Below are 26,391 nucleotides of genomic sequence, written 5' to 3'. Positions count from 1 at the left end.
TTACAGTAAATTTCTAAATCAATATCTGGATTAACAATTCCTCCATAATCTGATGAGCAGCTTGAATGTTACCTTCTGCTTGTTTCATAATAGACATCCTTCGATTCTCCCCATAGTGTTGTCTAGTACTATCCATCAGTACTTCTGACAGATAATCTTTGTTATCCCTTTTCAAGCTCATGAGATTATCTTATAACTATGACAAAACTCCCCTTACAAAAGGTGTTGTTTCAATATTATCTATTTCATTGATATCAATCCAACTGGCTCCTAAGGAATCCTCCCCATCTCCATCCGTCTTTAATACGTACTGACTACTCGTTAATTTGACGTCATAGATGATTCCGATATGATGTAACTCCTCTAATTCATTTTCTTTGAATGGATAGACTAAAGTATAAGATATGGCTGTTCTCATTTTGCCTTCTAATTCATTGATTCCAGTCTCTTCATAGAATTCTCGCTTCAGTGTTTCATAGGGTTCTTCACCGAACTCTATCGATCCACCTGGCAAATCCCATTTCCCTTTGTGTGGTCCTCTGGATTTCTTTATCAGTAATATTGTATTGTTATGGATAAGAATTCCGTAAACACCTAGATGGGTATATTTCTTCATCATGATCTCCCCCAACATTGTAAAGTACGTCTACTATGTTTCTCTTACTATTCTTTACTCGTAAAAAAGGATTGATATATATCCACAATCGTATTCATTATGATTAACGAATCACTAACCGTCTCTACTTCTAAAGCGTGTGTTCCATCTTCGATAAGGTGAACTTCCATGTGATTAAGATATTCTATTGCTTCGATACTCTGGTTGCTAAATAATTGATCTTTCGTCCCGTAAATGACAATGCCTCTTGCCTGTTGGATATATGGAACCGTGTCGTCCAACGGCGTTAAATAAACATGTCTTAATAGCACTTCGACTCGCATAATAAAGTAGAGGTAAATCGCAGGAGTAGTCCTTTCCGGGAAACACGACGACTAATGACGTTGAGTGATTTGATAAATACATATGTCTAACTTCTCTGCCCCAAAAGGACTGAAGTGACATGTAACTTTTATCCATATCATTGCCTCCAAAATTAGAATAGTCACCAAACACTTCTGCCTTCATATTAAATCAACTGCAACCTGCAGTTGTCGGCAATTTAACAGTAAACACCGTTCCCGAACCAACTTCACTTTCTACCGATATGTACCCATTGTGATCTTCGATAATTTTTTGGCATAATGACAGCCCAAGACCTGTTCCTTCTTCCTTGGTTGTATAAAATGGGTCAAATATCTTGTCGATTTCACTCATTGGGATGCCTTTTCCATTATCACGAACCTGAATTACGGCCATCTCCCCTTCTCTGCTAAGCGCAAAATGTACATGACCCGCTCGTTCCATAGCTTGAAAGGCGTTACGGATCAGATTGATTAATACCTGTATGATCTTATCTCGATCCATCAGCAACATAATATCGCGATCCAACGCGTCCATTTCGATGGTGTGGCCGCACGATGTAGCTTCCGATTCGCACAGTGAATACACTTTCGCCATGCATTTAGCCATCATTTCAACCTTCATGTGACTTGCATGCGGCTTCGAGAATTGCAAGAACTCTACAGTCAGTTCACCAACTCTTGTAATTTCGCTCATAATAACGTCATACCATGGTTCAATATTATATCCCGATTTCTTCGATAACTGGATAAATCCTTGAATCGATGTTAATGGATTGCGTATTTCATGTGCCATACCAGCCGCTAACTCTCCGACCATCTTCATTTTGTCTGAACGTAACTGTTCTTCCTGCCGTTTAAGCCGATTCCCTTGCTTCATTTCAAGAATTCTTTCTTCGCCTGTATGGATTAGCTGTTGGAAGTTACTCCCCTCCTGAGGAAAGTGCGTGATACTGCTCGTTACTTTGATCCCTAAGTTCTCGAATATCTGTAGAACGTCAATTTTCTCTGTAGCCGATAACATGATTCCAAAGCTATCTCCAGCATATCGACATGCACCGAGGTGATTCGGGAAATACTCCTTTAACGTATGAGAGAAACTTACTAGGATGTCTTCAAAATTCTTAGCTGCAACATTGCTAATATCAAACAGAACAAACTGAAATGCCCTGTTTAGTTCAATATTTTGTTGGACTTTTTTGATATACCCAGAATAGTTATTAAACCCTGTAAGAGTATCATAGTTGGTGAGGTATTCGTTCTTCTCTTTCAATCGTCTCTTCTCGGATTCACTGCGTATGATGACGTGGAAGAATAGTACAGTAACTAATGAAGTAATCATGTCGAAAAGAGAAACAAATATATTGTAGTTCGTCATAGGTACATAAGAAAGACGGATGAGCGAATACTGACAGATAAACATGAGCGCAATTGGAATGCTATCCCGCAACCTAACCTTATGCTCTATCAAATTAATAATCATCATGTTATACAGTAACACGCTCCAATTAAAATGGCTGGAATAATGAAACGCTCCCAAGAAAATAAATTGAATATGTTTAAGCCACGTATATTTACGATCCAAAGATACACTGATGTTTAACAATAGAGCTGCTATCACCATGAAAAGAACATTCGTTGATTTATCGAGAATCATAGAGGATATAATAATGAGCACCGAAATCACAGGTACACACCAGAGCTTGATAATATTAATGGACAAATGAAATCACACCTCATTGATGATCGATATCGTTTTTATTACTGAATTCTCCACATACAATTCTCTCCTAAAATACTACTATTTACAACATAAATTTCCTTTATAAACCACGAATTTCCTCCTGTATTTCTACAGCCCAAAAACTACAACTCACACCAAAACTACAAATTAGGGTTATACTAAGTAACATATCCGCTTCCACACAAGGATGATTTAAAAATAGCTATTACAACAGGAGGAATCAGGCATGGAATATAGACTCGTCAGGGAACATGAAATGAAAGAAGCTGCGCTTTTAGCAGAAGAAGTATTTTGTAAAGACAAAGAGCGTTATATGGAATACTCCTTTCCTACATTATTTCGACCAGGGGTGAGCCAATCCTATGCCGCCTTCAATGATCAAGGAAAACTTGTATCCTTCATCGGAATGGTTCCCTTCATTATTCACTCTGATAATGTACGTCTATATTCATATTCGATTGGTGCGGTCTGTACAGACCCAGCATATCGGGGACAAGGACTTGCGGGAGAGTTGTTTACTCTATGTCAGCAACATGCTAAAGAAGCCGGTGCTTCACTGATGTTCATTTCCGGGGATCGTTCTTTATATACTAGAGCAGGTAGTGTGACATTTGGTAAGTCTAAAAAATACACCCTCGAAGCGACTATTGCAGAAAAACTTAATACTCATACATCTCAGTGGACATTTTCTGAATTTGAACCAAAAGATATGTTTGCTGTTCATTCTTTAATGCTAGATAAATCCTCTGCCATTCAATGGAGTCTAGCAGAACTTGCCCAATTCATTGGTGCAAGTCCAATGGCAAACATTCACAATATGAATCAACGTATCCATGTAGCTAGAACGCCAGAACAAGTGATTGTAGCAGTTGCTGTATTCGCTGTACCGAGAATCCCTTCTCCCGACAATGTTGGGATGCTTATAGAATACGCAGGGTTACCCTCTGCTGTAATTGGGCTTCTCTCCAACGCTCTCACCCAGTTCGAACTGACTTCCCTGAGCCTGACAATACCGTGGCAAGATGTAGAACTTGCCAATCTTCTTCAAGCTGTCGATGCCTCTGTAGAGCGACAAAATAATATTGGAACAGTTCTTGTTATCGATGGGGAGGCATTGATTGCTCAATCTGGTTATAGGAAATCTGCTACCAATAATATAGCAATCTCCGTTCTGTCTGACGGTCGTTATGAGTTACATACACCTCATGGATCATCATTTATTGATGGTAACCCAGAGTTAGTATCACTTTTATTCGATCCTGATTCTTCTGTAGAGTATCCAGCGGACGCTAGACTGCAACCTATAGCTTTGCCTTATATGTATGGTTTATATTTTATCTAGATTCAAAATACAAGGGTAATAACACACTATTAATAAGGAAATTGAAAACAAAGACTCGCAATTTCCTAATTAGGATATTGCGAGTCTTTGCTTCTAATCTTATTCACTAATGAGTAGCTGTAGATTTATTCCCCATACATTTGACGACAATCTTGAAAACAGCAAATCCCAATAAGGCGCCCGAAACATTTAGTATGAGATCATCCACGTCAAAACTACCGATTAAAAAAATAACCTGCGCGCACTCTAGGCTTAAACTTAAAGCAAGAGATAGAATAAATACCATTATGAATGACATTTTTTTATGTCTAGTCATGAGTATAAGAAAAATTCCGAACGGCATAAAAAGAGCAATATTACCTAACAAGTTAATTAAATCATGGCTTGATAACCAATGAATATTGTTGGATATTTCTTTAAACGGAGTAAAATTACCTGAACGCATTCGTTCTATCATATTGTCCGGATTTCCTAGATTCCTCTGAAGCTGATGCCGCAGAAAGGTCACATCCATTGTACCGAACTTAAACAAAATAACTTTGATTAATACATACAGATACACTGCAAATAGTATGGGCACTATGATGCCATTCATGAATTTTGATAGTTTCATACCACATCCTCACCTTCTTGAGATTATGTACAACGAAGTCAGGGATGTATAGTCACAATGACGCCGTCTATATTGTTACCTGACACCTCATAGCGGCGAACCGTCGGCATGAGAATCGTCGTATTTTTCATAATAGGATAATAGGAGATCTCGTATTCTTCATGATCTATCGTTGTAGTAATGGTCTTCTGTTCTTTCAAGAAATCCAGATATTGTTCCAACGTAAGATTCTTCTCCTGCATAATCACACTGTGTGGTAATCCCACATAGCGATAATGCCATGGTTCATACTGAATCCCTGTGATTGCTGATTTGTCTTTAGGATATCTTAAAATAAACCCATATGTAGAGGCATTTTTTTGTAACCACTTTCCTTCTTCCGCTTTATTCATTGCCATTTCAGTAGATCCTATATCAAGCGATAAGCCTAAGTTATGTTCGCTATAGCCCGCTGGCAAAGCATAATCGGAACCCATTTCTTCATAAAGCCGATTCTGATCTTGCTCATCTCGATAACCGCTACTTATCAAAAAATGACGAACGCCATCTCGGGCAGCCTCATCGATCATCGTGTTGAATTGTTTCACTACACGTTGTGACAATTGAATCGTGTTATCCAGCAACCCATATCCTTGTACGAGTTCCTGATTCTGAAACAGATTGATCACATCAGGCGTTACACCCTCTTGATGTACCGGATACTCCTTGTTCACTAACAGGAGATCCCCCTGGTAGATCTGATCCATTCCCACATCTATCGATTGATTATCATCTTGATCTATCGCATCTATCGCTTGATTATCACCTTGATCTATCACATCTTGAGCAAGATAGTCTTCTATGGATAGATGATCCTTTGTGACTTCTGGCTCCTGTTTCATGACTTCAAAACCAAATAGTAAAAGTAAAATAACAAGCAAAAAAGCCCACTTCTTCATCTTAAATTTCCTCCTCAACCTATCATTCATTAAGAATAGAGAAAACTGTTTAAAAAGAAGTCGGGCAAATATAAAGTTTTTCTTAAATTTGTGTCATCATTGCGGTAATCGCACTTCAAAAATCGTACGAATCACACTACTTTGGACAGATATCACTCCGTTATGCTGCTCCACAATATTCTTCGCAATGAGCAAACCCAGACCAGTACCTCCATCTTGATGCGTTCTCGCCTGATCACCGGTATAAAACATCTCAAAGATATGAGGTAACTCTTGCTCAGGAATACAATCGCCATAATTGATCACTTGAACCACGATCTCTCCTCCATCAAGATGGCAGTTCATATCTACAAACTGTCCGTCCTTACCATAACGCGTGGCATTGGCCAGCAGATTCTCAAATACACGTGCCAACAACTCACCATCACCCGAAATATTCACATTCGGAGTCACATTCAATCTAGCAATTAGATTATTTTTCTCAAAGACAGGATATAATTCTTCGTTTAATTGGTTGAGCAGCTCACTAAGATCGATGGATTGTTTATCAATGGTAATCATACCGTAATTCATTCTAGTGATCTCAAATAGTGAATCGATGAGCTTCTCTAAACGTTGAGATTTGGTGAACGCGATCGTCGAATAATGTTTGACTTGTTCTGTTGTTAGTTGATCATCCTGAAGAATCAAATCTAAATAACCTATAACTGAGGTCAGTGGCGTACGCAAATCATGAGCTAAATTCAAGACCAACTGGTCCTTACTACTTTCTGCAAAATCCCCTCTTACTACCGCTTCTTGTAGTTTTTCGCTTGCCAAATTAATGTCTTCCGCAATATCCTTGAACTCGTCATTGGATGAAATATGAACGCGATTGTTAAAGTCACCATTGGCAAGACAATGAATTCCCGTAGATATCTCCTTGAAATAGGTTGCGTAGGGTTTGGTCAGAAAAAAGAAAAACAAAATCGCTAGCGGAATGAAAATAATCAAAAAGAAGTTGAGATCCCCAAAGTTAGCTATGACTTTGCGAACTTGAGCTAATGGATCTTCAAACCGAACCTTCACATAATAAAGTTGAAGAGCTTTATAAATAATAAAAGTGATAGCACCTGAGAACAGCATACTTAAACCTAATAACACGATCATTTTAGACCGAAAACTTCGTATCATGTTAGCCATTGAATGTATATCCAACCCCCCAAATGGTTTTAATCCATTTGTTTTTATTTTTATCTTCTCCTAGTTTCTTCCTTAGCGTGCGAATATGCACCATGACCGTGTTACCACTTTCAAAATAAGCTTCGCCCCACACTTGTTCAAATATATTCTCAGCGCTGAATACTTTCCTCGGATGACCCGCAAGTAGATACAGAATATCGAATTCTTTAGGTGTTAACACAATATTCTCACCATATAAAGTAACGGTTCGTTGTTCAGGATCGATGGTCAATCCACCGACTTCCAATACGGATTGTCCCTCTGTTGTCGATCCGTTCAACTGCATAGAACGTCGTAGTTGAGCATTGACCCTTGCAACCAATTCCATGGGGTTAAACGGTTTGGTCATATAATCATCTGCCCCCATCACCAATCCCGTAATCTTGTCCAAGTCAGACGTTTTGGCACTTAAAAAAATAATGGGCATATGATACTTTTCTCGAATCTGACGTGTCACTTCGTAACCATCTAGTCCGGGCATCATAATATCCAATATCGCTAAATCAATCGAATGCGATTGAACAGCATGAATGGCTTCTCTCCCATCAGATACTTTGATGAGGTGGTAGCCCTCTTTTTCTAAATGCAACGCAATGAGATCTGCAATCTCTGCTTCATCATCAGCTATTAAAATCGTGATTCGTTTCATTTATATCGTACTCCTCTATGCAAGTAACTTTAACTATAAGTGTATCCTACCATAATATTTATTTAACATTCGTTATAATAGAGAAATAACCTAACTATACCAAAAAAAAAAACTTTCAACCCTATGCTCATGGGTCTGAAAGTCTTTGTAACATCGACTTATTTAATGATGAATAATCTCCTGTGTTCTTCCTTTTCCTTTTAATGAATTCTCGAACATATCAATAATCTCCAGAAATCTTTCTGCCTCACGGAACACATGATCTGCAAGCAATGGATGAATAATGCTCTTAATTTTACATTGATCTATGAGATCGCGGGCTGTTTTCTTGAAATCACGTAATGACTTTACAGACACCCTATTCTGATCCAGGAACTGATCTAATATCGGAGCGGTCTGAGATTGAGGTCTCATCGAGTCGATATCCCTTGCTTGGACTAGTAACTGATCAAAATCATTACTAAAATCTCGGGCTTGCTCAGCAAGCTTGCGTTCCGATGGATCTAACAAGTGACCAATAAACTGAGCATGTTCGCCCATAATTCTTAAGAAAAACACATTCTCATCAATAATTGCATCATATAATGGTTCTAATTGACCTCGATTTAACTCTTCTAAACGATTTCGAAAGTAATTGGCTTCCCTACTCACATGGTCGACCAGAAGTGGGAAGTTTGTCTGACCAGGCAGTTTACAACTAAGTATTAAGCCGAGTACTTTTCTTTTGAATGCCCAAATGTGACATACAGCAGAATGTACCTCTTTATTAAATTCTTTAATCGTATTGGGATCCACGTCAAGGGTGAAGCAGTGAACCCGCCTTTCAATGTCTTCAAACACACGATAGAAATGATCCGCTTCTTTTTTAAGCACGGTATCCTCACAACGAAAACCCAATCCTAAAAAAAATGAATGTTCCTTCATTATTCTGGACCAAAAGCTAACCTCATCTAAAGACTGCGCGACAAATCGATCTGACATTCGTTCCCCTCCCAATTATGCATTAGTTAAAGCATATGCAGAATAGGCTTGGGCTAATGTCAGATCCTTTTAGACTTAAGGACAGGTATCCGTCTCTTCGGAAACATAAGAAATAGCCAATCAAGTGAAACTTATACTTTCTTATATATTAAGAATGACAGCAAGGAGCAGAAATTGAATAGCACCTACAATCTCGATAATCCCTACTTTCGTAGGCTTGATCTGTTTGCCAGCCAATGCGAACGAACGTACCAATGGAAAGACATAACCAATCATCATCCATGGATTTCCTAGAACCATAGGAATCAGTACACTCAAGACATGATAGATTTGTGCGTATACGATCCAACGTTTATTCTTCCGTTCACGAAATACAGACTTCACAAAAAATACGGTGCCCATGAAATAGATAACGTTATATATGACGATCATAGCCATCGTTCGATCCCAGCCTCCACCACCTAATAAATATGCTGCGGCTCCGCCAAGGGAGAAGATGATAATCGCACACAGATTATTAATCAGTGCCCGCTCTATCTTGTGCTTTACATGCCAAATATTCACGCTAACGAACACAAGCAATAGCGGTCCAAAGAAGAAGATTGGAGGATAACTAACTAATGGAGGAATTAAAGATAGAATAGCGATAGAGCTATAGATCGAACCCCACTTCATGAATCGATGACGATTCGCATTCTTCTTCATCATTTGAAGAAAAGAATAAGAGGACATGTACAAGAAAAACCATGCAAGAAATAGAAACAGATGCATCCATTGTGGATTGCCTGTCATCATACCCATGGTAAACGGAACGATGACCATTGCCCATCCTCCATGTTCATGAGGGATAACCATTCCTTGTTGTTTCATTATTCCCGCTCTCCTTAATCTCACATGTTATCCACCAATATAGGACATGTTTATTTTCTTACGATTGATCGCTGTTTGTTCGGTGCGGATGTCCGAATAGCGATCATCGCGAACTTCCCATACGTTGCGTATCTCAGCAAGTAAGTCATCGTCCGATACACCCTCCCGAACAAGATTACGTAGATCAAATCCTTGCGAAGCAAACAAACAGGTGTACAACTTGCCGTCGGATGATAATCGCGCTCTTGTACAAGTCGAACAGAATGACTCGGAAACCGAAGTAATAAATCCGACCTCCGATTCACAATCCGTATACTGGTATCTCTGTGCTACTTCTCCAAAGTAATGTTGCTCCACAGGCTCTAGTCCATAAACAGCGCTCAATTGATCAAACATTTGTTTCTTCGTAACGACACGCTTGTAACTCCAGCCATTGTCATTTCCGACATCCATAAATTCAATAAAACATAACGTAATACCCTTTTCTTTAAAATAGGCTGCCATCGGGAGTATTTCTTGATCATTCACTCCCTTTTGCACAACCATATTCACTTTAATCCGAAAACCTATGGACTTAGCAAATTCGATATTCTCTAAAATAATGGAGGGTTTAATCCCACGCCCATTCATTTGTGCGAATAAATCTGGATCAAGTGCATCCAAGCTAATGTTCAATCTGCGTAAGCCCTTATCATACAAAGCCTGTGCATGCTGCTTCAATAAGAGTCCATTGGTTGTTAGACCGATATCCTCGACCCCTTCTATATTCAAAAGCATTTCTACTAACAGTGGCAAATCCCTGCGTAATAAGGGCTCCCCACCCGTTAAGCGAACCTTCTTCATTCCGAGAGATGCAAATAGACGGGCCACGCGATGAATCTCTTCAAAGGTCAAGAGCTCGTCTTTCGGCAGAAACATGAAGTCATCACCGAAAACTTCCTTTGGCATGCAATAGGTACATCGAAAATTGCATCGATCCGTGACCGATATACGCAAGTCACGGATTGGGCGTTGTAATAAATCATACGTGGGCTGCGTGGACATCATTTATCCTCTCTCTTTCTATATTTTGCAACAAAATATAAGGGCTTCTCGGTCAAAATAGACCGATTGCCCTCATACTCGTTATCATGTTATATCGCTAAATGTTCCTACGTAACGGACAATTTCTCCTGAGTCATCCTTCACTGCATTAATGATTAACAGCTCTAAGTATTCTTCCCCACTTTTTCTACGATTCCAAATCTTCCCTTGCCATTGACCATCTTGTGTAAGCTGCTTCCACATCTCTCCATAGAACGTGTGCGACTGCTTACCTGATTTCAGAATACTTGGGTTCTTATGGATAACTTCTTCCTCTAGATAACCTGTTAACTTCGTGAAGGCCGGATTCACAGAAATGATACTTCCGTTCATATCAGTAACCATTATTCCTTGTCCGGTTGATTTAACCACTTCAGAAGATAAAGATAATCTATCTTGGTAATAAAGCCAGACCACAAGGATCAGACTCGCGAGTGCCACTTGTGACAATGCCATAAACCCGATCGAATATTGCCCTGTCATCGAGTGAATGATCGAAAGCATCAATGGAGGGAAAAACCCACCTAATCCGCCCATCATGGAAACAATGCCGTTCACCGTTCCTGCCTGTTTATTGAAATATTGAGGGACAAGTTTAAAAATAACGCCATTTCCTAAACCCGCACAGAAAGCAATCGTCAAGCTACCAACTGTATACAATCCGATCGACGGAGAGAAGGCCAGTAGAATACCTGCCAGAGTAAGACCAAAGAATACACCCATAAGTAAGATCAAAGGCTTAAACTTATCCCCAAGCCATCCCCCAATAGGTCGTAAGAAAGTCGCTACTGCGATAAATCCAGCTGTTCGCATTCCTGCATCTACTTTTGAAAGATCAAAATAGGTGACAAGGAAATTCGGTAAATAGACTGTAAAAGCAACAAATGAACCAAACGTAATGAAATAGAATAGCGAGAATAACCATAACTTTTGGTTTTTGTATACGCCTCTCATTTGTTCAATGATCGGTGTCTTCACTTTAGGTTCATGTCGATCCCCAAAGAAAATATTCAAGAGTGCAAAAACAACTAACAGTATCAGGTATAACTTCACCGTCGTGGACCATCCCACTTGAGTCGCAATGATCGGCGCTGAAAAGGTGCTGATCGCTGTTCCAAGATTCCCAATACCATAGATCCCGTTAACAAAACCATGTCTTTCTTTCGGATAATATTTCGGTAGCGATGTGACCCCAACGGAGAACACTGCACCCCCAACCCCCAGAAACAATCCACCTACGACCAAATCTTTAAAGGAAGAAGCCTCACTAATATAGAATACTGGAAATAACAGAAGAATAAAACTGGTAACAAATATGACTCGTGCTCCAAAAACATTTGCATAGTAACCAAATGGAATCCTTAGAATCGATCCCAATACGATGGGTATAGCCGTGACAATGGCAAGTCGATCCGCAGGAATTGAAATATCTTCCCGAATGAATGGAAGTAGTGAAGAAATAATAACCCATACCATAAATCCAAGTATTAGATTCATCGTTTGCAATGGTAGTTGTACTTTTTTAATCATCCACATCACCTTTTCCCTGTGTGTAATGAATGACAATTGTATTGATTCCCATGTCTATTATAAATGGATTTCTTCCAAAAAAATAATAGGGATTTCCCTTATTCACCCAAGGAAATCCCTATTTCTCCTTCAGAAATCGAGCAATTTCTTCTTCAATGCATACTCGACAAGCTCCGGTCGGTTCTTCAAGTGTAGTTTCTCCATAATCTTTGCCTTATGCACTTCCACCGTTTTGACCGAAATGAACAATTTCTCAGCAATATCTTTATTCCCATACCCTTTTGCGATCAGAGGCAAAATTTCAATTTCTCGGTTGGACAATATTTTGAATGGATCCGAATCGTTGGCGTCTTGATTCTTCTTCATTAGTTCTCTAACGAGGGATGTCGCCATTTTGGAATTAATGTATGTATCGCCCTTATGGACTGTACGTATAGCTGCCAGTAGTTCTTCATCCGGTGCATTCTTCAACATGTAACCAGATGCACCATTCTTCAATACGTGAAACAAGTATTCCTCATCATCATACATCGTTAAGATTAGAATTTTTGTATCTGGATAATCACTACTTATTTTGCCTGTTGCAATTAATCCACTTTCACCTGGTGGCATGCTTAAATCCATTAATAAGACATCAGGATGGTGTTTGGCAACCATCTGGTAAGCCTCTAACCCATCTGCGGCTGTAGCGACGACCTCCATATCCTCCTGATAGCTTAGGATCATTGAGAATCCGCTCCGAACTACCGCGTGATCATCTGCGATGACAATTCTCATTATATCGACGCCTCCCCCTTATTCATTGGGTGATACAGGAATGCTTAAGTGAATAACCGTACCTTGGTCGATCTCTGATCTCATCATTAATTGCCCATGGACTAACTCGGTTCGTTCTCGCATACCGAATAAACCAAGACCGGTTCCCTTAACGTCTCTAGAATTGAGATTAAATCCGGAACCTTCATCCCTCACGACTAACTGCAGCTTCCCCTGACTCTCGAATAGGGTTACATGCACTTCATCTGTATTTGCATATTTGAGCGCATTCAGAATCGCTTCCTGACATATACGATAGACTACCGTTTCGATCTCATTGTTATATCGAGCAGAAGATAATTCGGATGAGAATCTGACGAGAAAACCATAGTTTTTCTCAACCCATTTGAAATGAGAACGAAACGCAGCCTCCAAACCTAAATCATCTAACGATGCTGGTCGTAGTTCCACAGATAAATGGCGAATCTCTTCCAATAATCGGGTTAATGATGCTTCCGTTTGCTGAAGTTTGTTCAATACGACTTCATCTACATTCATATATTTTAAGACCCGTAAATCCACGAGTGAACTAAGCAATTCTTGAGCAACGCTATCGTGCAATTCACGAGAGATACGCTTTCGTTCATCTTCTTGTGCTTTAATCACATATTTGGTCATATTGGATCGATATAACATTTCTTGTGTTTTAAACTGTTTGGTTAAGTCAAGTAGCATAAATACATGTATACCTTGCAATTCATCAATCGTATGATAGCTTGCAGCATAGGGAACAACCCCTAAATCTTTCGTATTGAAATATACTTGAAATGAGGAGAAGTCCTCTTCAGGATTGGCCAAATAACAATTCAGACAAGAGATCATGGCCTCCTCGTTCGTATAACCAACACAAGTTTGACAGATGGATACCTCTTTGTTCGAGTACATCTGCTCAATAATTTCAATATCTATAATATTCTCAGCAGCCGGATTCATAGCCATAATCTTTCCCTCATTGCCGATAAAAAAAATAGCTTCTTTGCTGTTTCTGTACATTTTATCTAGAAGTTCTGCCATGTAGACTTGATTCGTTGGAATCATTGGTCTACCATCTCCTTGGTATCTAAAGATCCGAATACCGGTTCGATTTCGCTTTGAAACTCTTCAAATATGTCTTCCGTCAATTGGTTGCCATGACGAAATCCTACCAATAACACACCCATCACCCGATTACCCTTCCATAATGGAACAGCACCTAAGCTTTGAAGTTGCTCCGCAATAATGATCGGGTAATTGAACAAATCTTTGGAATCTAGGCCCATATTTACATCCTCCATAAATATCGGTTTGCCTGTCTTAAACACGATTCCAGCCACACCCTTACCTGAATATAGAACAATTCTTTTGTAACGCTTATTTAAATTACCCGAAACATACTGCCAGGTTAATACAAATTGATCTTCTGCCGGTTGCACTAGTGCAATAGAAACAAAGTCAAATCCAAAACGATTCCGAAGTGTGTCGATCTCTTGTTGATAATCAACATTAGACTCGTCATTCATTCCAATTAACTCCTCACATATAGAAAAGAAGGCATTCCGCCTTCTCCCCTCAAGTCAATGTCTACGGTTCTTTCTATACAGAATATAACTTCTACCTACATAGTTCAACGGAACACTCCACACATGAACAAGCCGTGTAAATGGCCATAATCCCAATATAGCAAATCCTGATAAGATATGAATTTTGAAAGAAAGGGGTACGTTCAACATCAAGCTAGCATCTGGTTGTAACGTAAATAAACCACGGAACCAGATGGAGACTGTCTCACGATAGTCAAAGCTCGGCTCTACCACATTCGTAACAATGGTGCTATAAAGTCCCATAAATACGATGAATAACAGGAGTATATTTACAATAATATCAGAAACGGAACTTAATTTGCGGACATTTTTAATTGATAAACGACGGGTTGTTAAGATAATCATTCCACCCAGCGTAAGAAATCCGAACAAACTACCAATATATATGGCACCTAGATGATACATATGATCATCAACTCCGAGAGCATGCATCCATGATTTTGGAATCGCAAGACCTGAAATATGACCGGCAATCACGGGCATGACACCCAAGTGAAACATCATGCTACCAATCCTTAACTGCTTCTTTTCTACAAATTCACTAGACTTTGCGGTCCAATTGAATTGATCATTACGGTAACGGAGAATATGTCCCACAATGAATACTACAATACAAGCAAAAGGAAATATGACCCATAGGAATTGATCAAACATGTTCATGGGTGTTCGCCTCCTGCTCAATACAATCTTTTAACGTTTCACGAATGGCCTTGATAAGATTGTAATAAGGGCTATTCCATTTCTCTAACGCTTGTAAGAGATGATATGTTCCATCTTCAATCACACCGATCATCACTTCAAAATCCCTAGCAGCGTGTGGATTCCCCCGCCACTCCGCGGCGTAAATAAACTCGCACATCAGCGGTAGATAATCAGACAATTCTTGCTCTGGCATATCAAGTCCAAACATTTGGTACATGATTTTGAGCTTAACAAGCATTTGCCCTCGTTCCTTGGAATCCTCAAACTTAAAGTATGTCATATACAGCGTTGCTTCCTTTTGAAAGTCAAAGGTTTGTGCATACAACTCCTCGATCTGCTCCAAGCTGTATTCTTGCATAAGACTCCAATATTTCTGAATATAATCATACGCAGGTGCAGCGGAATCCAGCCAGTCATCGATATCCAGTGGAAGAAAATCAAGCTTCTGCGGGTACGTTAGCTGCTGAGCGAACAAACCAAACACTTGTTTATGTTCATGTAGTATCTCTAGATTAATCACGCCAGATCCCCCCATAGAACTTCTCATCGTGAACTGGTTTACCTTCATGATCCATCGTTGGACCTGCGGGACCACAGCCTCCGCAATTCATATCAAATCCCTCAGATCCTTGCGAGCGATAAACGTCCATGTGAGTTTCCTTGTGTGATGTTGGAATGACAAACCGATCCTCATACTTCGCGATAGCAAGTAGGCGATAGATTTGTTCTGTCTGGTGCTTGGTTAGGCCTAATCGAGCTAGACGGCTTTCATCAAAAGGTTTACCTGTCGATACAGATCGCATATAGATACGCATCATAGCCAGTCGCTGCAGGGATTCCTTCACGGGCTCTGGATCTCCCGCAGTCAGCATATTCGCTAAATATTGAACAGGCATACGCATTTCTTCAATTGCAGGGAAGATCATATCTGGATTCTGAATAGAGTCTTTGCCTTCAAAATAATTCATAATCGGGCTAAGTGGTGGTACATACCACACCATCGGCAAGGTCCGATATTCTGGATGGAGTGGGAACGCCAGTTTATATTCAATTGCCAATTTATATACAGGTGAATTCTGTGCAGCTTCGATCCACTCTTCCGTTAACCCATCTGCGCGGGCCTGGGCAATGACCTCAGGATCATTCGGATCGAGGAACAAGTCACACTGAGCTTGATACAGATCTTTCTCATCAGGCTTAGATGCTGCTTCCAACACTTTATCTGCGTCGTACAACAATACGCCTAGATAACGAATTCGTCCTGTGCACGTCTCGGAGCATACTGTTGGTAGCCCTGCTTCAATACGTGGGAAACAGAATGTACACTTCTCGGCCTTATTCGTTTTCCAGTTGAAATACACCTTCTTATACGGGCAACCTGTCATACAATGGCGCCAGCCACGACAAGCTTCCTGATCAACGAGTACGATTCCATCTTCATCTCTTTTGTACATCGCACCGGATGGGCAAGACGCTACACAACTTGGATTTAGACAATGCTCACAAAGACGTGGTAAATACATCATGAATGCTTGTTCAAAGTCGAACTTGATCTTCTCTTCAAGCTTCTCAATGTTGGGATCCTTTGGACCTGTCACGTGCGCACCAGCTAAATCATCTTCCCAGTTAGGTCCCCACTCCAGATCCATCGTTTCCCCTGTTATCGCCGATTTCGGACGCGCCACAGGCTGATGTTTCTTCTCCCCTGCGTTCGTTAAATGCTCATAATTATACGTCCATGGTTCATAATAATCTTTCATTACAGGCATATCCGGGTTATGAAAGATTTTACCGAGTGCAATCTTGGATAATTTACTCCCCGATTTGAGTTCAAGCTTACCCTTAGTAAGCTTCCAACCACCTTTATAAAGCTCCTGATCCTCCCAGCGCTTCGGATATCCGATGCCTGGTTTCGTCTCCACGTTATTGAACCACATATATTCGGCCCCAGCGCGGTTGGTCCACGTCGTCTTGCAAGTCACACTACACGTATGGCATCCGATACATTTGTCCAGATTCATAACCATCGCAACTTGTGCTTTAATCTTCAAGCCAATCCACCTCTTTCATTTTACGGACAGCTACATAGACATCCCGCTGGTTACCGATCGGTCCGTAATAATTAAATCCGTAGCTGAGTTGAGCGTACCCACCTACCATTTGTGTTGGTTTGACGTGGATTTTGGTTGGTGCATTATGACTTCCGCCACGTTCCTTCGTGATCTCCGAGCCCGGTACATTGATATGCTTATCTTGCGCATGGTACATGAACATCGTGCCTTTAGGAATACGATGGCTGACGACCGCCCGTGCGGTTACGACACCATTACGGTTATATACTTCAAGCCAATCATTATCCTCGAACCCTTGATCCGCTGCATCCTCGTTACTGATCCAGACAGTCGGACCTCCGCGGAACAGCGTTAACATATGCAAATTATCCTGGTACGTACTGTGAATATTCCATTTACCATGCGGTGTTAAATACCGAAGCACAAGCGCATCCTTACCGCCCACGATCTGATTGTCCCGCGGACCAAATACCATAGGGGGAAGTGTCGGTTTATACACAGGTAACGCTTCTCCGAATTGAAGGAAGATTTCATGATCAATATAGAAATGCTGTCTTCCTGTAAGGGTCCGGAAAGGAACGAGACGTTCGATGTTCGTGGTGAACGGTGAGTACCGTCTTCCCATTTTGTTGGACCCGCTAAATACCGGTGTGGGAATAACCTCACGTGGTTGTACCGTAATACTCTGGAAAGTAATCCGTTCTGCTGCACGATCGGCTGAAATATCTTTTAGTTCAACACCCGTGTCTTGTTCAGCAGATTCCCATGCACGTTGTGACAACTTCCCATTTGTTGCCGATGACAAATTCAAGACAGCATTTGCTGCTTGGCGAGCGGTATGGAGTTTCGGAAGGCCATTCTTAATCGTCTCATCGAAATAAGAACCGTTGATCTTTTTCAATTCCTCATATTCTTCAGCCGCAGAGAAGCTGATGCCGTGAGCCCCTACTTTGCCTGTTGCCAAATTAGGCCCAAGCGACACATACTTATCGTAAATTTTCGTATAATCGCGCTCCACGATCGTCAGATTAGGCATTGTTTTCCCTGGAACAGCTTCAACCTCACCCTTCTTCCAATCCTTGACTTCACCATACGGTTGTGAAATTTCATTCACAGAGTCATGCGTAAGTGGCGTCATCACAAGATCCTTGTGTACCCCTGGAAGGTGTGCTTTCGCCATCTCCGAGAAGGTCTGTGCAATCGTCCGATAAATATCCCAGTCCGAACGGGATTCCCATAACGGATCAACAGCTGGATTAAATGGATGCACGAAAGGATGCATATCTGTTGAAGATAGATCTGTCTTCTCATACCAAGTTGCGGCCGGTAGCACAATATCTGCATACATCGGAGTTGACGTCATCCGGAAGTCGAGTGCTACCAATAAATCCAACTTTCCTTCAACATCATCACGCCATGTAATTTCATCTGGTTTATCTTCTATATTGGGTGTAGCTAGAAGTCCATCGGATGCTCCTAGTAAATGCTTCATGAAATACTCTTGTCCCTTGGCCGAGCTAGATATTAAGTTAGAACGCCACACAAATAATGAGCGCGGGAAATTCTCCGGTGCATCGGGATCTTCAACAGCGAATTGTGTTTCTCCCGAGACGATTTGTTTCAACGTGTGTTCTACAATCTCATCATTGGTTGTCTTACCTTGCTGTGCCGCTTCCTCAGCAAATGCCAAGCTACTCTTATTAAATTGCGGATAAGAAGGGAGCCATCCCAACCGCGCAGCAAGTACGTTATAATCCGCAGGATGCTGATACCGAATGTCGCCACCTGTTGGCGATTTCAGTGATTCTGCACCCGTCTCCTCGTATTTCCATTGATCCGTAGCAAAATAAAAATAGGAAGTTGCATTTTGCTGACGTGGTGCTCCTTGCCAATCTTTTGCGAACGCAATCGTCGACCAACCCTCAATCGGACGCAATTTCTCTTGTCCTACATAGTGCGCCCATCCACCACCATTTACACCTTGTGAAGCGGTGAGAATAACCAGGTTCAGAATGGACCGATATATGGTATCACTGTTAAACCAGTGATTAATACCTGCGCCCATAATAATCATGGAGCGTCCATCTGTATCCAGTGAATTTTGTGCAAACTCACGAGCGATTTGAGTGACAATGGATGGTTTGACACCTGTTATTTTCTCCTGCCAAGCAGGTGTATAGAAAGATCTCACATCATCGTAACCTGAAGCTTCCAAGTCACTTCCGATCCGCTTCACACCATATTGGCTGAGCATGAGATCATACACAGTAGCAGCCAACCGCTCTGTTCCATCCCCAAGTTGAATCTTCCGAACTGGAATCGGACGTGTAAAGGTGCCATTCCCACTATTGTCGAAGAATGGGAACACGATTTCCTGCCAATGTGCGCCGAGTTCTTCAACTGAAAGCGCAGGATGGATCTTCGTGCCGTCTTCTCGTTCAAGAATTAGATTCCACTTCTTATCCTTCTCCCAGCGTTGTCCCACCGTCCCATTGGGAACCGTGATTTCATTCGTTATTTCATCCACAATAACTGGCTTCCACTCCGCGTGCTGTGAATGATCACCCAGATCACTAGCTCGAAGGAAACGACCTGCTTTATAGGTATCCTCATGTTCATCTAGCAAGATAAGGAATGGCATATCTGTAAATTGTTTCGCATAATTCAGGAACATCGGTTCCTTGCGTTCTTGATAAAATTCACTCAAAATGACGTGCGTCATCGCTTGTGCAATAGCCGCATCCGTTCCCGGGTTTGGTGATAACCAGTTATCCGCAAACTTCACGCTTTCCGCATAATCAGGTGCAACAGATACTACTTTAGTTCCCTTATAGCGTACTTCCGTCATAAAATGGGCATCAGGCGTACGGGTTAATGGTACGTTCGATCCCCACATGACGATATATCCAGCATTGTACCAATCACTCGACTCCGGTACATCGGTTTGCTCACCCCAGATTTGCGGGGAAGCTGGTGGAAGATCCGCGTACCAATCGTAGAAACTTAACATTTCGCCACCAAGAAGCGAAATAAACCTTGCACCCGACGCATAGCTGATCATGGACATGGCTGGAATAGGCGTAAAGCCAGCAATGCGGTCAGGTCCATATTTTCGAATCGTATAGATAAGCTGCGCTGAAATTAATTGGATCGCATCTTCCCATTTCACACGTACATGACCCCCTTTGCCGCGGGCCTGCTTATATGAATTCGCTTTGTCGGGATCTTCCACAATACTTGCCCAAGCAGCAATAGGATCCGAGTGTTCTATCAATGCTTGCTTCCATAAACGCCACAAACGCCCACGCATATAAGGATATTTCACGCGCAAAGGGCTATATTCATACCAGGAAAATGAAGCACCACGCGGACATCCACGGGGTTCAAATTCTGGCATATCTGGTCCACAAGATGGATAATCAATCTGCTGATTCTCCCAAGTAATAATTCCGTTCTTCACAAATACCTTCCAACTGCAAGATCCTGTACAATTCACGCCATGCGTCGTACGTACCACCTTGTCATGCGACCAACGTTCGCGGTACATATTCTCCCATGATCTATCTTTTTCTTCGAGAATCGACCAATTTCCTGAATAACTTTCCGTAGGTTTAAAGAACTTAAGTCCAAATTTCCCTTTCATCGGATACGACCACTCCTTTTTCGGAAATGACAAAGATTTGAGGGGAATCAATGATTGTCTATTCTTATACCTTCATTATGAAAGGGAGCCATGCGTGTTCCTATTAGGGAATCACCTATATTCTACGAGGAAAGCCCTATTTCCAATTTAATTGAGTTCGGATGGTCATACCAAGTGCGACAAGAGGTGGCATTGCGACATACAAAACATACGTTCGTTTTATTATTGACAAATTACATATTGTGGGGTATATTGAATGGAAATCAAACATTGTAGCGAGCGAAGCACCTCGCAAGAACAGGCGTAATAGCCTTTCTTGAGAGGTGCTTTTTTTGTGCATGACCATTCTTATAGATAGGGGTTGAAGGAATTGATGAAGGGTATAAGTAGAAGATGTCTTTGGAGTAGGTTGATTGTGATTCTCTGTGTATCGACTATCTTGACTTTGTTACAAGTGAATGTACCGCAGGTACATGCATCGGATCGTTGGGATACTGCATTGGCACAAATCGATATTGTTTACGATGATGTTACAGCATTGAAAGTAACCACGCTGTCAGAAACACAACATATTCAAGAACAGCGTACAAAGAATACTGATGCATTGAAGCTGGTGAACGTAAAGATCACCGCCATAGACGTGGAATGGATAAAAAAACTGCAAATAGAATTGGACCAGACATTACGGAAACATACTCCTTTATTAGAACAGTACACAACACTTAGTAAACAGGCTTCTGCCGCTAAGCAGAACAAGAATAAGAAGCTATCAGATCTATTGGATCTAAAGCGTAATAAGTTACGCGCTTCTGTGGAAGCAGCCCGTACCGATATTAAAGTTAAGAAAGCGGCGCTCTCTACCGCCAAAAAACAGCGTGCAACCAAGGTGAAGGTGGTTAAGGATGCACTCGCACCTGTGCAGAATTTCAAAAAACAAATTACAGCTGAGAATAAGACGATTGCTGCTATTAGACAAATCTATTCCGCAGCGGAGAAGAGTTATAAAGCTAGTGTAAAAGAGGGCAACGCAGTAACCGCCGCAGACAATATCACGCTTATGTATGAGCAAATGGTACTCATTCATACCTCTTTACAAAAGGTATACGACTGGGAGAAGCAAATTGCACAGACTATTGTGATAGCAGAGTCCAAGTTACCGAAGTAGTGATGAAATTTAGTTCCCATAGCAATGGTAAACGCGAATAAGAGAAATAGAGATCCTTATTCGCAGTTAAGCAATAAGGATCTCTACCGATTACATCATGTTATATTTGACACTAATCACTTAAATTCATACCAGAATATTCTATAGTCAAAATAAGGTGTCATTCCAAGACTTTTAGCCACAGTAATAGATCCCGTATTGTCCGGAGAACAATCCCAATAAGGGGATATCCCTCTTTGTTTGCATTCTTCCATAACTGCTCTAGCTACTGCTGTGCCATATTTATTTCTTTTATATCCTTCTAACGTTTCTATATCGATAGCATGTGTCTCATTGTCCACAAATGCAGAGAAACATAAACTCACCACGTTATTGTTATGCTCCACCATATAGCCAAACCCTAGTTGTAAGAAAGCATCTGTGGAATCCCAATAGCGATTAATTTTCTCTTCTAAAAATGTATGGTTTTCCAATCTCATAGAATTCAATATGTTCTCATCTAGTCTTCGAATCATGATCTTATCTTCTATGAACTCACTAGTGTCTATATTCCGTTTAAGGGTAAACACATGCTGAATATCACTAGAAATGTCGCGGGAATTGAAAATCTCCTGGATCGTTTCAGCCCATGAATCCGTTTCACCACTGATCTCGACCCAGTTCACACCAAGCTTCTGTAGTCTGGGTTCAATATGTTGTGTCATATATGCTTCCAACCCTGTCCGAAAATGTCCACTTTGTGCGTCCCCAATAATGTGGAAACCTTCCTGACCTTGAATCCATACTAAGGCAGCTGTAGGCTCTGTTGGATGATCTATATAGACCCAACCAGGATTATTTCCATTCACCACAGCTCTCACCTCAATATTGTTACACGGGTCAGTGAGATGTTTTATTGTATAGAAGTCTTGTTTATTTAATTCTGTTATCATAGCTACACCTCCGAATGGACTACACAGACATGTTCTCCGAGGCTAGCGAACAACCTTAGATCATTAACGAAAAATTCTTGTTAAACAATGTCCATAATCTATTAGTTATCTGATTCGTTTTTTAGCATTCAATAGTGTTATCTACATAGATTGAACTAAAGAAGAACCCGCTTTAGTGTACAATCTATTTACTAAGCTCTACACAATATCTTACTTCCTCTTTAATCATATTAAAGCCAACTGATCCGTATAGTGACAACGCGGAGTTATTCGTAGTTAATACCATCAATTCAGCAGACTCTAGCCCATTCCCTTTTAAATAGTTCAGCGCTTGTATCAACATATATTTTGCAATGCCACGATTTCTCCATGGTTCACGTACGAAGACATCTTCTATAACTCCTTTACCTTCTTCCCGCCATGCCATTAAGCTACCCACAATCGTATCCGCTTCGCGGACAACCATCGCTGTCCACAGTGGATTCTGTTTGTATTGAGATAGTCTTTCCATTCCTAGCGCTGTATCAGGCCAAATCTGTGCTTCTAACTGTAAATACTCAATTTCTTCTTGAGAAGACTCCATTGCCCAAGGTGTACATTGAAGGTCATCGCTTATTTGCAACTCTGGAATAGACTGTGTAAGGTCGCGTTCCATTGTAAATAAACTTTCCCTATGACGGAAACCCTTCTGCTGAATGAAGAATTGACTATTGGCATTCTCTGACGGATCGTTACCCACACAAAGTAATGTACCATGTTCATGGGACAAGGACTCTTTTAACTCCATAGCACGTGAATATAGATATGGGTAGAGTTGTTCTAATAGATTGAGATCAGTTTCTCTTTCTGCGATGGTCTTTAAATTAAGATAGATCAAATGTTTGCTTTCAGCAGAACGACCAGACGGAACTATATCAATGATACTCACTTGCCCCTTAGCAATCATTTTCCCTTGTTCAAAAGCACAAAACACATTAACCCAGTTATCGGAGTCGCCCACCCACCAAAAAGTAGCATTCTCCCTTGAATTAACCGAGTTGTACAATTCGCCTAGTAATGGCATGTCACCTTCTTGAAAATTACGTATTTCAATCTCATCTAACAGCTCGACTGATTCCACCAATATAGTACCCCTTTCGATACATTTATCCATTTATTTCATGGCAAATTTTTACTAATAATATCAATAAGGTATCACGTGTAAAATCAATTTCCTAGTTAAAATAAAATTATAATCAATCTTTATCCTTCATCTATATAGATTGAACTAAAGACGAACCCCCATATTCCTGATTCTCTTTAGAAATGATTGAACTTATGAGCGCAGACTTTAGTTCAATCTATCTATTAAAAAAATCAACCTGAGTAGATTCACTTTATTTGTTCAAATTCATATTTAAGTCTATTAATAAACCTTCGTGCGATCTGCGAAGCATGTTTACCTGCGGGTACCACAGAGCCAAAGTGTTTCGTATGGGAATCGGGATATCGTAGTTCAATTGTTTTCATGACTGAATGCATTACCTCGGAAGTTTTTGAAAATGAGTAATCCAGACCAATTGTGATAGCTAGACCTTCTGCAACTGCATTCTCGATCGCCCGAGTATTATTACTTACAAATAGGATATTGACCGGTCCATCGTTGGATAAATATCGCTTAACATAATCCAGGATATAATGATCATCGTACAATACTAACGTTTGTCCTACTAATTGCTCGTGCGTAATTACCGTGTATAACGCTAGCGGTGAATTCGGATGAACCCCAACGACAATTTCCCCCTCCATTAAACCCTCAAACATGAATCCCTGATGTTTCTCGGGCATACCCTCGGGCCACACCATAAGGCCTATATCCATTTCCTTATGAAGCACATTATCTAGAATCTCTTTGGGTCCCTTTTCAAAAATCTCTATTTTTACATTAGGAAAGTCTTCCTTAAAGCCCGATATTACCTTCACCAATAGATGCATAGGTCCCGGAATCGTTGCAATTCTCAAATGCCCACTCAACGTATTACTGAAAATTTGTGCCTCTGTTTTCAATTCATTCACTTTCATTAGAACCTCATTCGCCTTAACTATAATGGCTTGTCCTTCGGCCGTTGGAACAGCTCTAAGTCCTCGCGAACGGGTAAATAATGTGACTCCAAGCTCTGCTTCTAGCAGGGTGATCGACTGACTAATAGCCGAAAGAGTGATATGACGGTTCTGTGCAGCTTTGGTAAGTGAGCCTATCTTTGCAACTTCAACAATATTCTCGCACTGCTCCAGATTCATTGGACACGCTCCATATTCATTATTACTTAACAAGTATTAAATATAGTTAAATTTCGCTTAATAATAGACAATGCTACAATGTAAATAAGTTAGTAAATAACCTTTCTTACTATACCAGCTTTCAATAGTAGTATAACTATATTTCACGAGGAGGAAACTCATATGATAGAAAAAAGAGTTGCCGTAATAACAGGTGGAGCAAGTGGAATCGGTAAAGAAACCGCCATTAAATTTGCAAGTAAAGGTGACCGAGTTGTCGTTGCCGATTTCAATGAACAATTAGGTGACGAAACGGTCGCACAAATTATTGCAGACGGTGGCGAAGCTATTTTCGTCAAAACCGATGTTTCTAAATATGAAGATGTTGAATCGTTAATTCAGAAAACCGTAGATACCTATGGTAGAATCGACGTGATGTTCAACAATGCTGGAATCGGACGTGTCACTCCTGTTCTAGACCTAGACATGAAGGATTATCATCGTGTCATTAATGTCAATCAGCACGGTGTAGCTCATGGTATTATTGCTGCAGGTAAAAAAATGCGTGAGCTTGGCATCAAAGGTGTTATCATTAATACCGCTTCGGTATTTGGATTCTTGGCATCCCCAGGTACATTCGCCTATCATGCTTCCAAAGGTGCGGTCATTATGATGACCAAATCCGCAGCACTTGAGCTATCTGTTCATGGTATCCGTGTAGTTGCTGTCGCTCCTGGAGCTGTTGATACACCAATCATTCAAGGGTATAAAGATAAAGGCATGATTGATGATATGAAGAGAAAAGTTATGGGTAACAAACTAACTCAGCCCGAACAAGTTGCAGATACGGTGTATTTACTCTCCTTACCAGAAGCTAGCGCAATTAACGGTAGCGTTGTAATGGCGGATGAAGGATTTGCTTCGTTTAAATAAAACTGAACGTAAGATACTAAAAAGGGATGTCCTANNTAGGACATCCCTTTTTAGTATTTGAATTATTTACATTCGCTTCATATAATCTCTGTTCTGTTCGTATGTTTCCTTTAAAGGTTAATTTGCGATTTGATTGATTGATTTAAGTGATTTCAGTTCATTAATGCGTTCTTTAATTATATTTAGTCTGACTCTGTAAGTTAAATTATGTGGCTTAATAAATAACAAAGTGAGATAAAACATGTAGTTAACATAAATCAAACCATCTTGAAGCTTATTTTTGCGATCATCATGGAAAAAGGTATTCTTCAACTCGTTCACTCCTTAAAAAGAATGCGATCTTACCAATAATAGTATTACG

Annotated in this window: 25 protein-coding genes; 3 read left to right on the top strand and 22 right to left on the bottom strand. The window is 40.6% G+C overall.

Going from position 1 to position 26,391, the window contains the following annotated elements:
• Window positions 1-13: 13 nt before the first annotated feature.
• From PGLA_RS27830 to PGLA_RS03400, 4 genes are all read right to left on the bottom strand, one after another.
• Window positions 14-181 (bottom strand): hypothetical protein, encoded by a 168-nt coding sequence (locus PGLA_RS27830; RefSeq protein WP_161487834.1) that lies wholly within the window; start codon window positions 179-181, stop codon window positions 14-16.
• A 15-nt stretch (window positions 182-196) separates the two neighbouring features.
• Window positions 197-619 (bottom strand): NUDIX hydrolase, encoded by a 423-nt coding sequence (locus PGLA_RS03410; protein ID WP_245699692.1) that lies wholly within the window; start codon window positions 617-619, stop codon window positions 197-199.
• A 44-nt stretch (window positions 620-663) separates the two neighbouring features.
• The gene (locus PGLA_RS03405) at window positions 664-939 is read right to left on the bottom strand and encodes a hypothetical protein (RefSeq protein WP_068528700.1); all 276 of its coding nucleotides are present in this window, start codon (window positions 937-939) and stop codon (window positions 664-666) included.
• Window positions 940-1,129: 190 nt separating this feature from the next.
• A complete protein-coding gene (locus PGLA_RS03400; protein WP_068528697.1) occupies window positions 1,130-2,680 on the bottom strand; it encodes a sensor histidine kinase in 1,551 nt (516 codons plus the stop codon).
• Window positions 2,681-2,927: 247 nt separating this feature from the next.
• Between PGLA_RS03400 and PGLA_RS03395 the strand changes: the two genes are divergently transcribed.
• Window positions 2,928-4,043, top strand: coding sequence for a GNAT family N-acetyltransferase (locus PGLA_RS03395; protein ID WP_068528694.1), 1,116 nt, complete (start codon window positions 2,928-2,930; stop codon window positions 4,041-4,043).
• A 106-nt stretch (window positions 4,044-4,149) separates the two neighbouring features.
• On the opposite strand, the gene PGLA_RS03390 is transcribed toward PGLA_RS03395, so the two are convergent.
• The 15 genes from PGLA_RS03390 to PGLA_RS03320 all read right to left on the bottom strand — a co-directional run bounded on the left by PGLA_RS03390 (window position 4,150) and on the right by PGLA_RS03320 (window position 20,741).
• The gene (locus PGLA_RS03390) at window positions 4,150-4,656 is read right to left on the bottom strand and encodes a VanZ family protein (protein ID WP_068528689.1); all 507 of its coding nucleotides are present in this window, start codon (window positions 4,654-4,656) and stop codon (window positions 4,150-4,152) included.
• 38 nt (window positions 4,657-4,694) lie between these two features.
• Entirely contained in the window at window positions 4,695-5,594 is a 900-nt protein-coding gene (locus PGLA_RS03385) for a M15 family metallopeptidase (RefSeq protein ID WP_068528685.1), read from the bottom strand.
• A 96-nt stretch (window positions 5,595-5,690) separates the two neighbouring features.
• The gene (locus PGLA_RS03380; RefSeq protein ID WP_068528682.1) at window positions 5,691-6,776 is read right to left on the bottom strand and encodes a HAMP domain-containing sensor histidine kinase; all 1,086 of its coding nucleotides are present in this window, start codon (window positions 6,774-6,776) and stop codon (window positions 5,691-5,693) included.
• Entirely contained in the window at window positions 6,769-7,464 is a 696-nt protein-coding gene (locus PGLA_RS03375; RefSeq protein ID WP_068528679.1) for a response regulator transcription factor, read from the bottom strand. Before PGLA_RS03375 ends, PGLA_RS03380 begins: the two co-directional genes overlap by 8 nt.
• A 162-nt stretch (window positions 7,465-7,626) precedes the next feature.
• Window positions 7,627-8,445, bottom strand: a complete 819-nt coding sequence (locus tag PGLA_RS03370) for a DUF2935 domain-containing protein (protein ID WP_068528675.1) — start codon at window positions 8,443-8,445, stop codon at window positions 7,627-7,629.
• 141 nt (window positions 8,446-8,586) lie between these two features.
• On the bottom strand, window positions 8,587-9,315 hold the full coding sequence (locus tag PGLA_RS03365) for a YwiC-like family protein (protein ID WP_068528672.1): 729 nt from the start codon (window positions 9,313-9,315) through the stop codon (window positions 8,587-8,589).
• Window positions 9,316-9,342: 27 nt separating this feature from the next.
• Complete coding sequence (moaA, locus tag PGLA_RS03360; protein ID WP_068528669.1) at window positions 9,343-10,359, bottom strand: GTP 3',8-cyclase MoaA; 1,017 nt, start codon at window positions 10,357-10,359, stop codon at window positions 9,343-9,345.
• 84 nt (window positions 10,360-10,443) lie between these two features.
• The gene (locus PGLA_RS03355) at window positions 10,444-11,928 is read right to left on the bottom strand and encodes a nitrate/nitrite transporter (protein ID WP_068528666.1); all 1,485 of its coding nucleotides are present in this window, start codon (window positions 11,926-11,928) and stop codon (window positions 10,444-10,446) included.
• A 129-nt stretch (window positions 11,929-12,057) separates the two neighbouring features.
• The gene (locus PGLA_RS03350) at window positions 12,058-12,705 is read right to left on the bottom strand and encodes a response regulator transcription factor (RefSeq protein WP_068528663.1); all 648 of its coding nucleotides are present in this window, start codon (window positions 12,703-12,705) and stop codon (window positions 12,058-12,060) included.
• Window positions 12,706-12,723: 18 nt separating this feature from the next.
• Window positions 12,724-13,782, bottom strand: a complete 1,059-nt coding sequence (locus PGLA_RS03345; protein WP_068528660.1) for a sensor histidine kinase — start codon at window positions 13,780-13,782, stop codon at window positions 12,724-12,726.
• Window positions 13,779-14,243, bottom strand: coding sequence for a GAF domain-containing protein (locus PGLA_RS03340; RefSeq protein ID WP_068528657.1), 465 nt, complete (start codon window positions 14,241-14,243; stop codon window positions 13,779-13,781). The genes PGLA_RS03345 and PGLA_RS03340 overlap by 4 nt, the downstream gene beginning before the upstream one ends.
• Window positions 14,244-14,297: 54 nt before the next feature.
• Complete coding sequence (gene narI, locus PGLA_RS03335; RefSeq protein ID WP_068528654.1) at window positions 14,298-14,984, bottom strand: respiratory nitrate reductase subunit gamma; 687 nt, start codon at window positions 14,982-14,984, stop codon at window positions 14,298-14,300.
• Window positions 14,971-15,546 (bottom strand): nitrate reductase molybdenum cofactor assembly chaperone, encoded by a 576-nt coding sequence (gene narJ / locus PGLA_RS03330; RefSeq protein ID WP_068528651.1) that lies wholly within the window; start codon window positions 15,544-15,546, stop codon window positions 14,971-14,973. Before narJ ends, narI begins: the two co-directional genes overlap by 14 nt.
• A complete protein-coding gene (gene narH, locus PGLA_RS03325; protein ID WP_068528648.1) occupies window positions 15,539-17,077 on the bottom strand; it encodes a nitrate reductase subunit beta in 1,539 nt (512 codons plus the stop codon). Before narH ends, narJ begins: the two co-directional genes overlap by 8 nt.
• A complete protein-coding gene (locus PGLA_RS03320; RefSeq protein ID WP_068528645.1) occupies window positions 17,067-20,741 on the bottom strand; it encodes a nitrate reductase subunit alpha in 3,675 nt (1,224 codons plus the stop codon). Before PGLA_RS03320 ends, narH begins: the two co-directional genes overlap by 11 nt.
• A 439-nt stretch (window positions 20,742-21,180) precedes the next feature.
• Between PGLA_RS03320 and PGLA_RS03315 the strand changes: the two genes are divergently transcribed.
• Window positions 21,181-21,906, top strand: coding sequence for a hypothetical protein (locus PGLA_RS03315; protein WP_161487833.1), 726 nt, complete (start codon window positions 21,181-21,183; stop codon window positions 21,904-21,906).
• 116 nt (window positions 21,907-22,022) lie between these two features.
• On the opposite strand, the gene PGLA_RS03310 is transcribed toward PGLA_RS03315, so the two are convergent.
• The 3 genes from PGLA_RS03310 to PGLA_RS03300 all read right to left on the bottom strand — a co-directional run bounded on the left by PGLA_RS03310 (window position 22,023) and on the right by PGLA_RS03300 (window position 25,118).
• Window positions 22,023-22,838, bottom strand: a complete 816-nt coding sequence (locus PGLA_RS03310) for a GNAT family N-acetyltransferase (protein ID WP_068528638.1) — start codon at window positions 22,836-22,838, stop codon at window positions 22,023-22,025.
• A 184-nt stretch (window positions 22,839-23,022) separates the two neighbouring features.
• Window positions 23,023-23,901: a GNAT family N-acetyltransferase gene (locus PGLA_RS03305; RefSeq protein ID WP_084410725.1), complete on the bottom strand. Its 879-nt coding sequence runs from the start codon at window positions 23,899-23,901 to the stop codon at window positions 23,023-23,025.
• A gap of 308 nt (window positions 23,902-24,209) precedes the next feature.
• Window positions 24,210-25,118 carry a LysR family transcriptional regulator gene (locus tag PGLA_RS03300; protein ID WP_068528633.1) on the bottom strand — a complete coding sequence of 303 codons (909 nt, stop codon included), beginning with the start codon at window positions 25,116-25,118 and terminating at the stop codon, window positions 24,210-24,212.
• Between the two features lie 162 nt (window positions 25,119-25,280).
• Here PGLA_RS03300 and PGLA_RS03295 point away from each other — a divergent pair, with 162 nt between their 5' ends.
• Window positions 25,281-26,030 carry an SDR family NAD(P)-dependent oxidoreductase gene (locus tag PGLA_RS03295; RefSeq protein ID WP_068528630.1) on the top strand — a complete coding sequence of 250 codons (750 nt, stop codon included), beginning with the start codon at window positions 25,281-25,283 and terminating at the stop codon, window positions 26,028-26,030.
• The last annotated feature ends 361 nt before the right edge of the window (window positions 26,031-26,391 follow it).

This window comes from Paenibacillus glacialis, assembly GCF_001637205.1.
GTDB classification, from domain to species: Bacteria; Bacillota; Bacilli; order Paenibacillales; family Paenibacillaceae; genus Paenibacillus_AQ; species Paenibacillus_AQ glacialis.
This window is presented reverse-complemented; position numbering and strand designations above follow the sequence as displayed.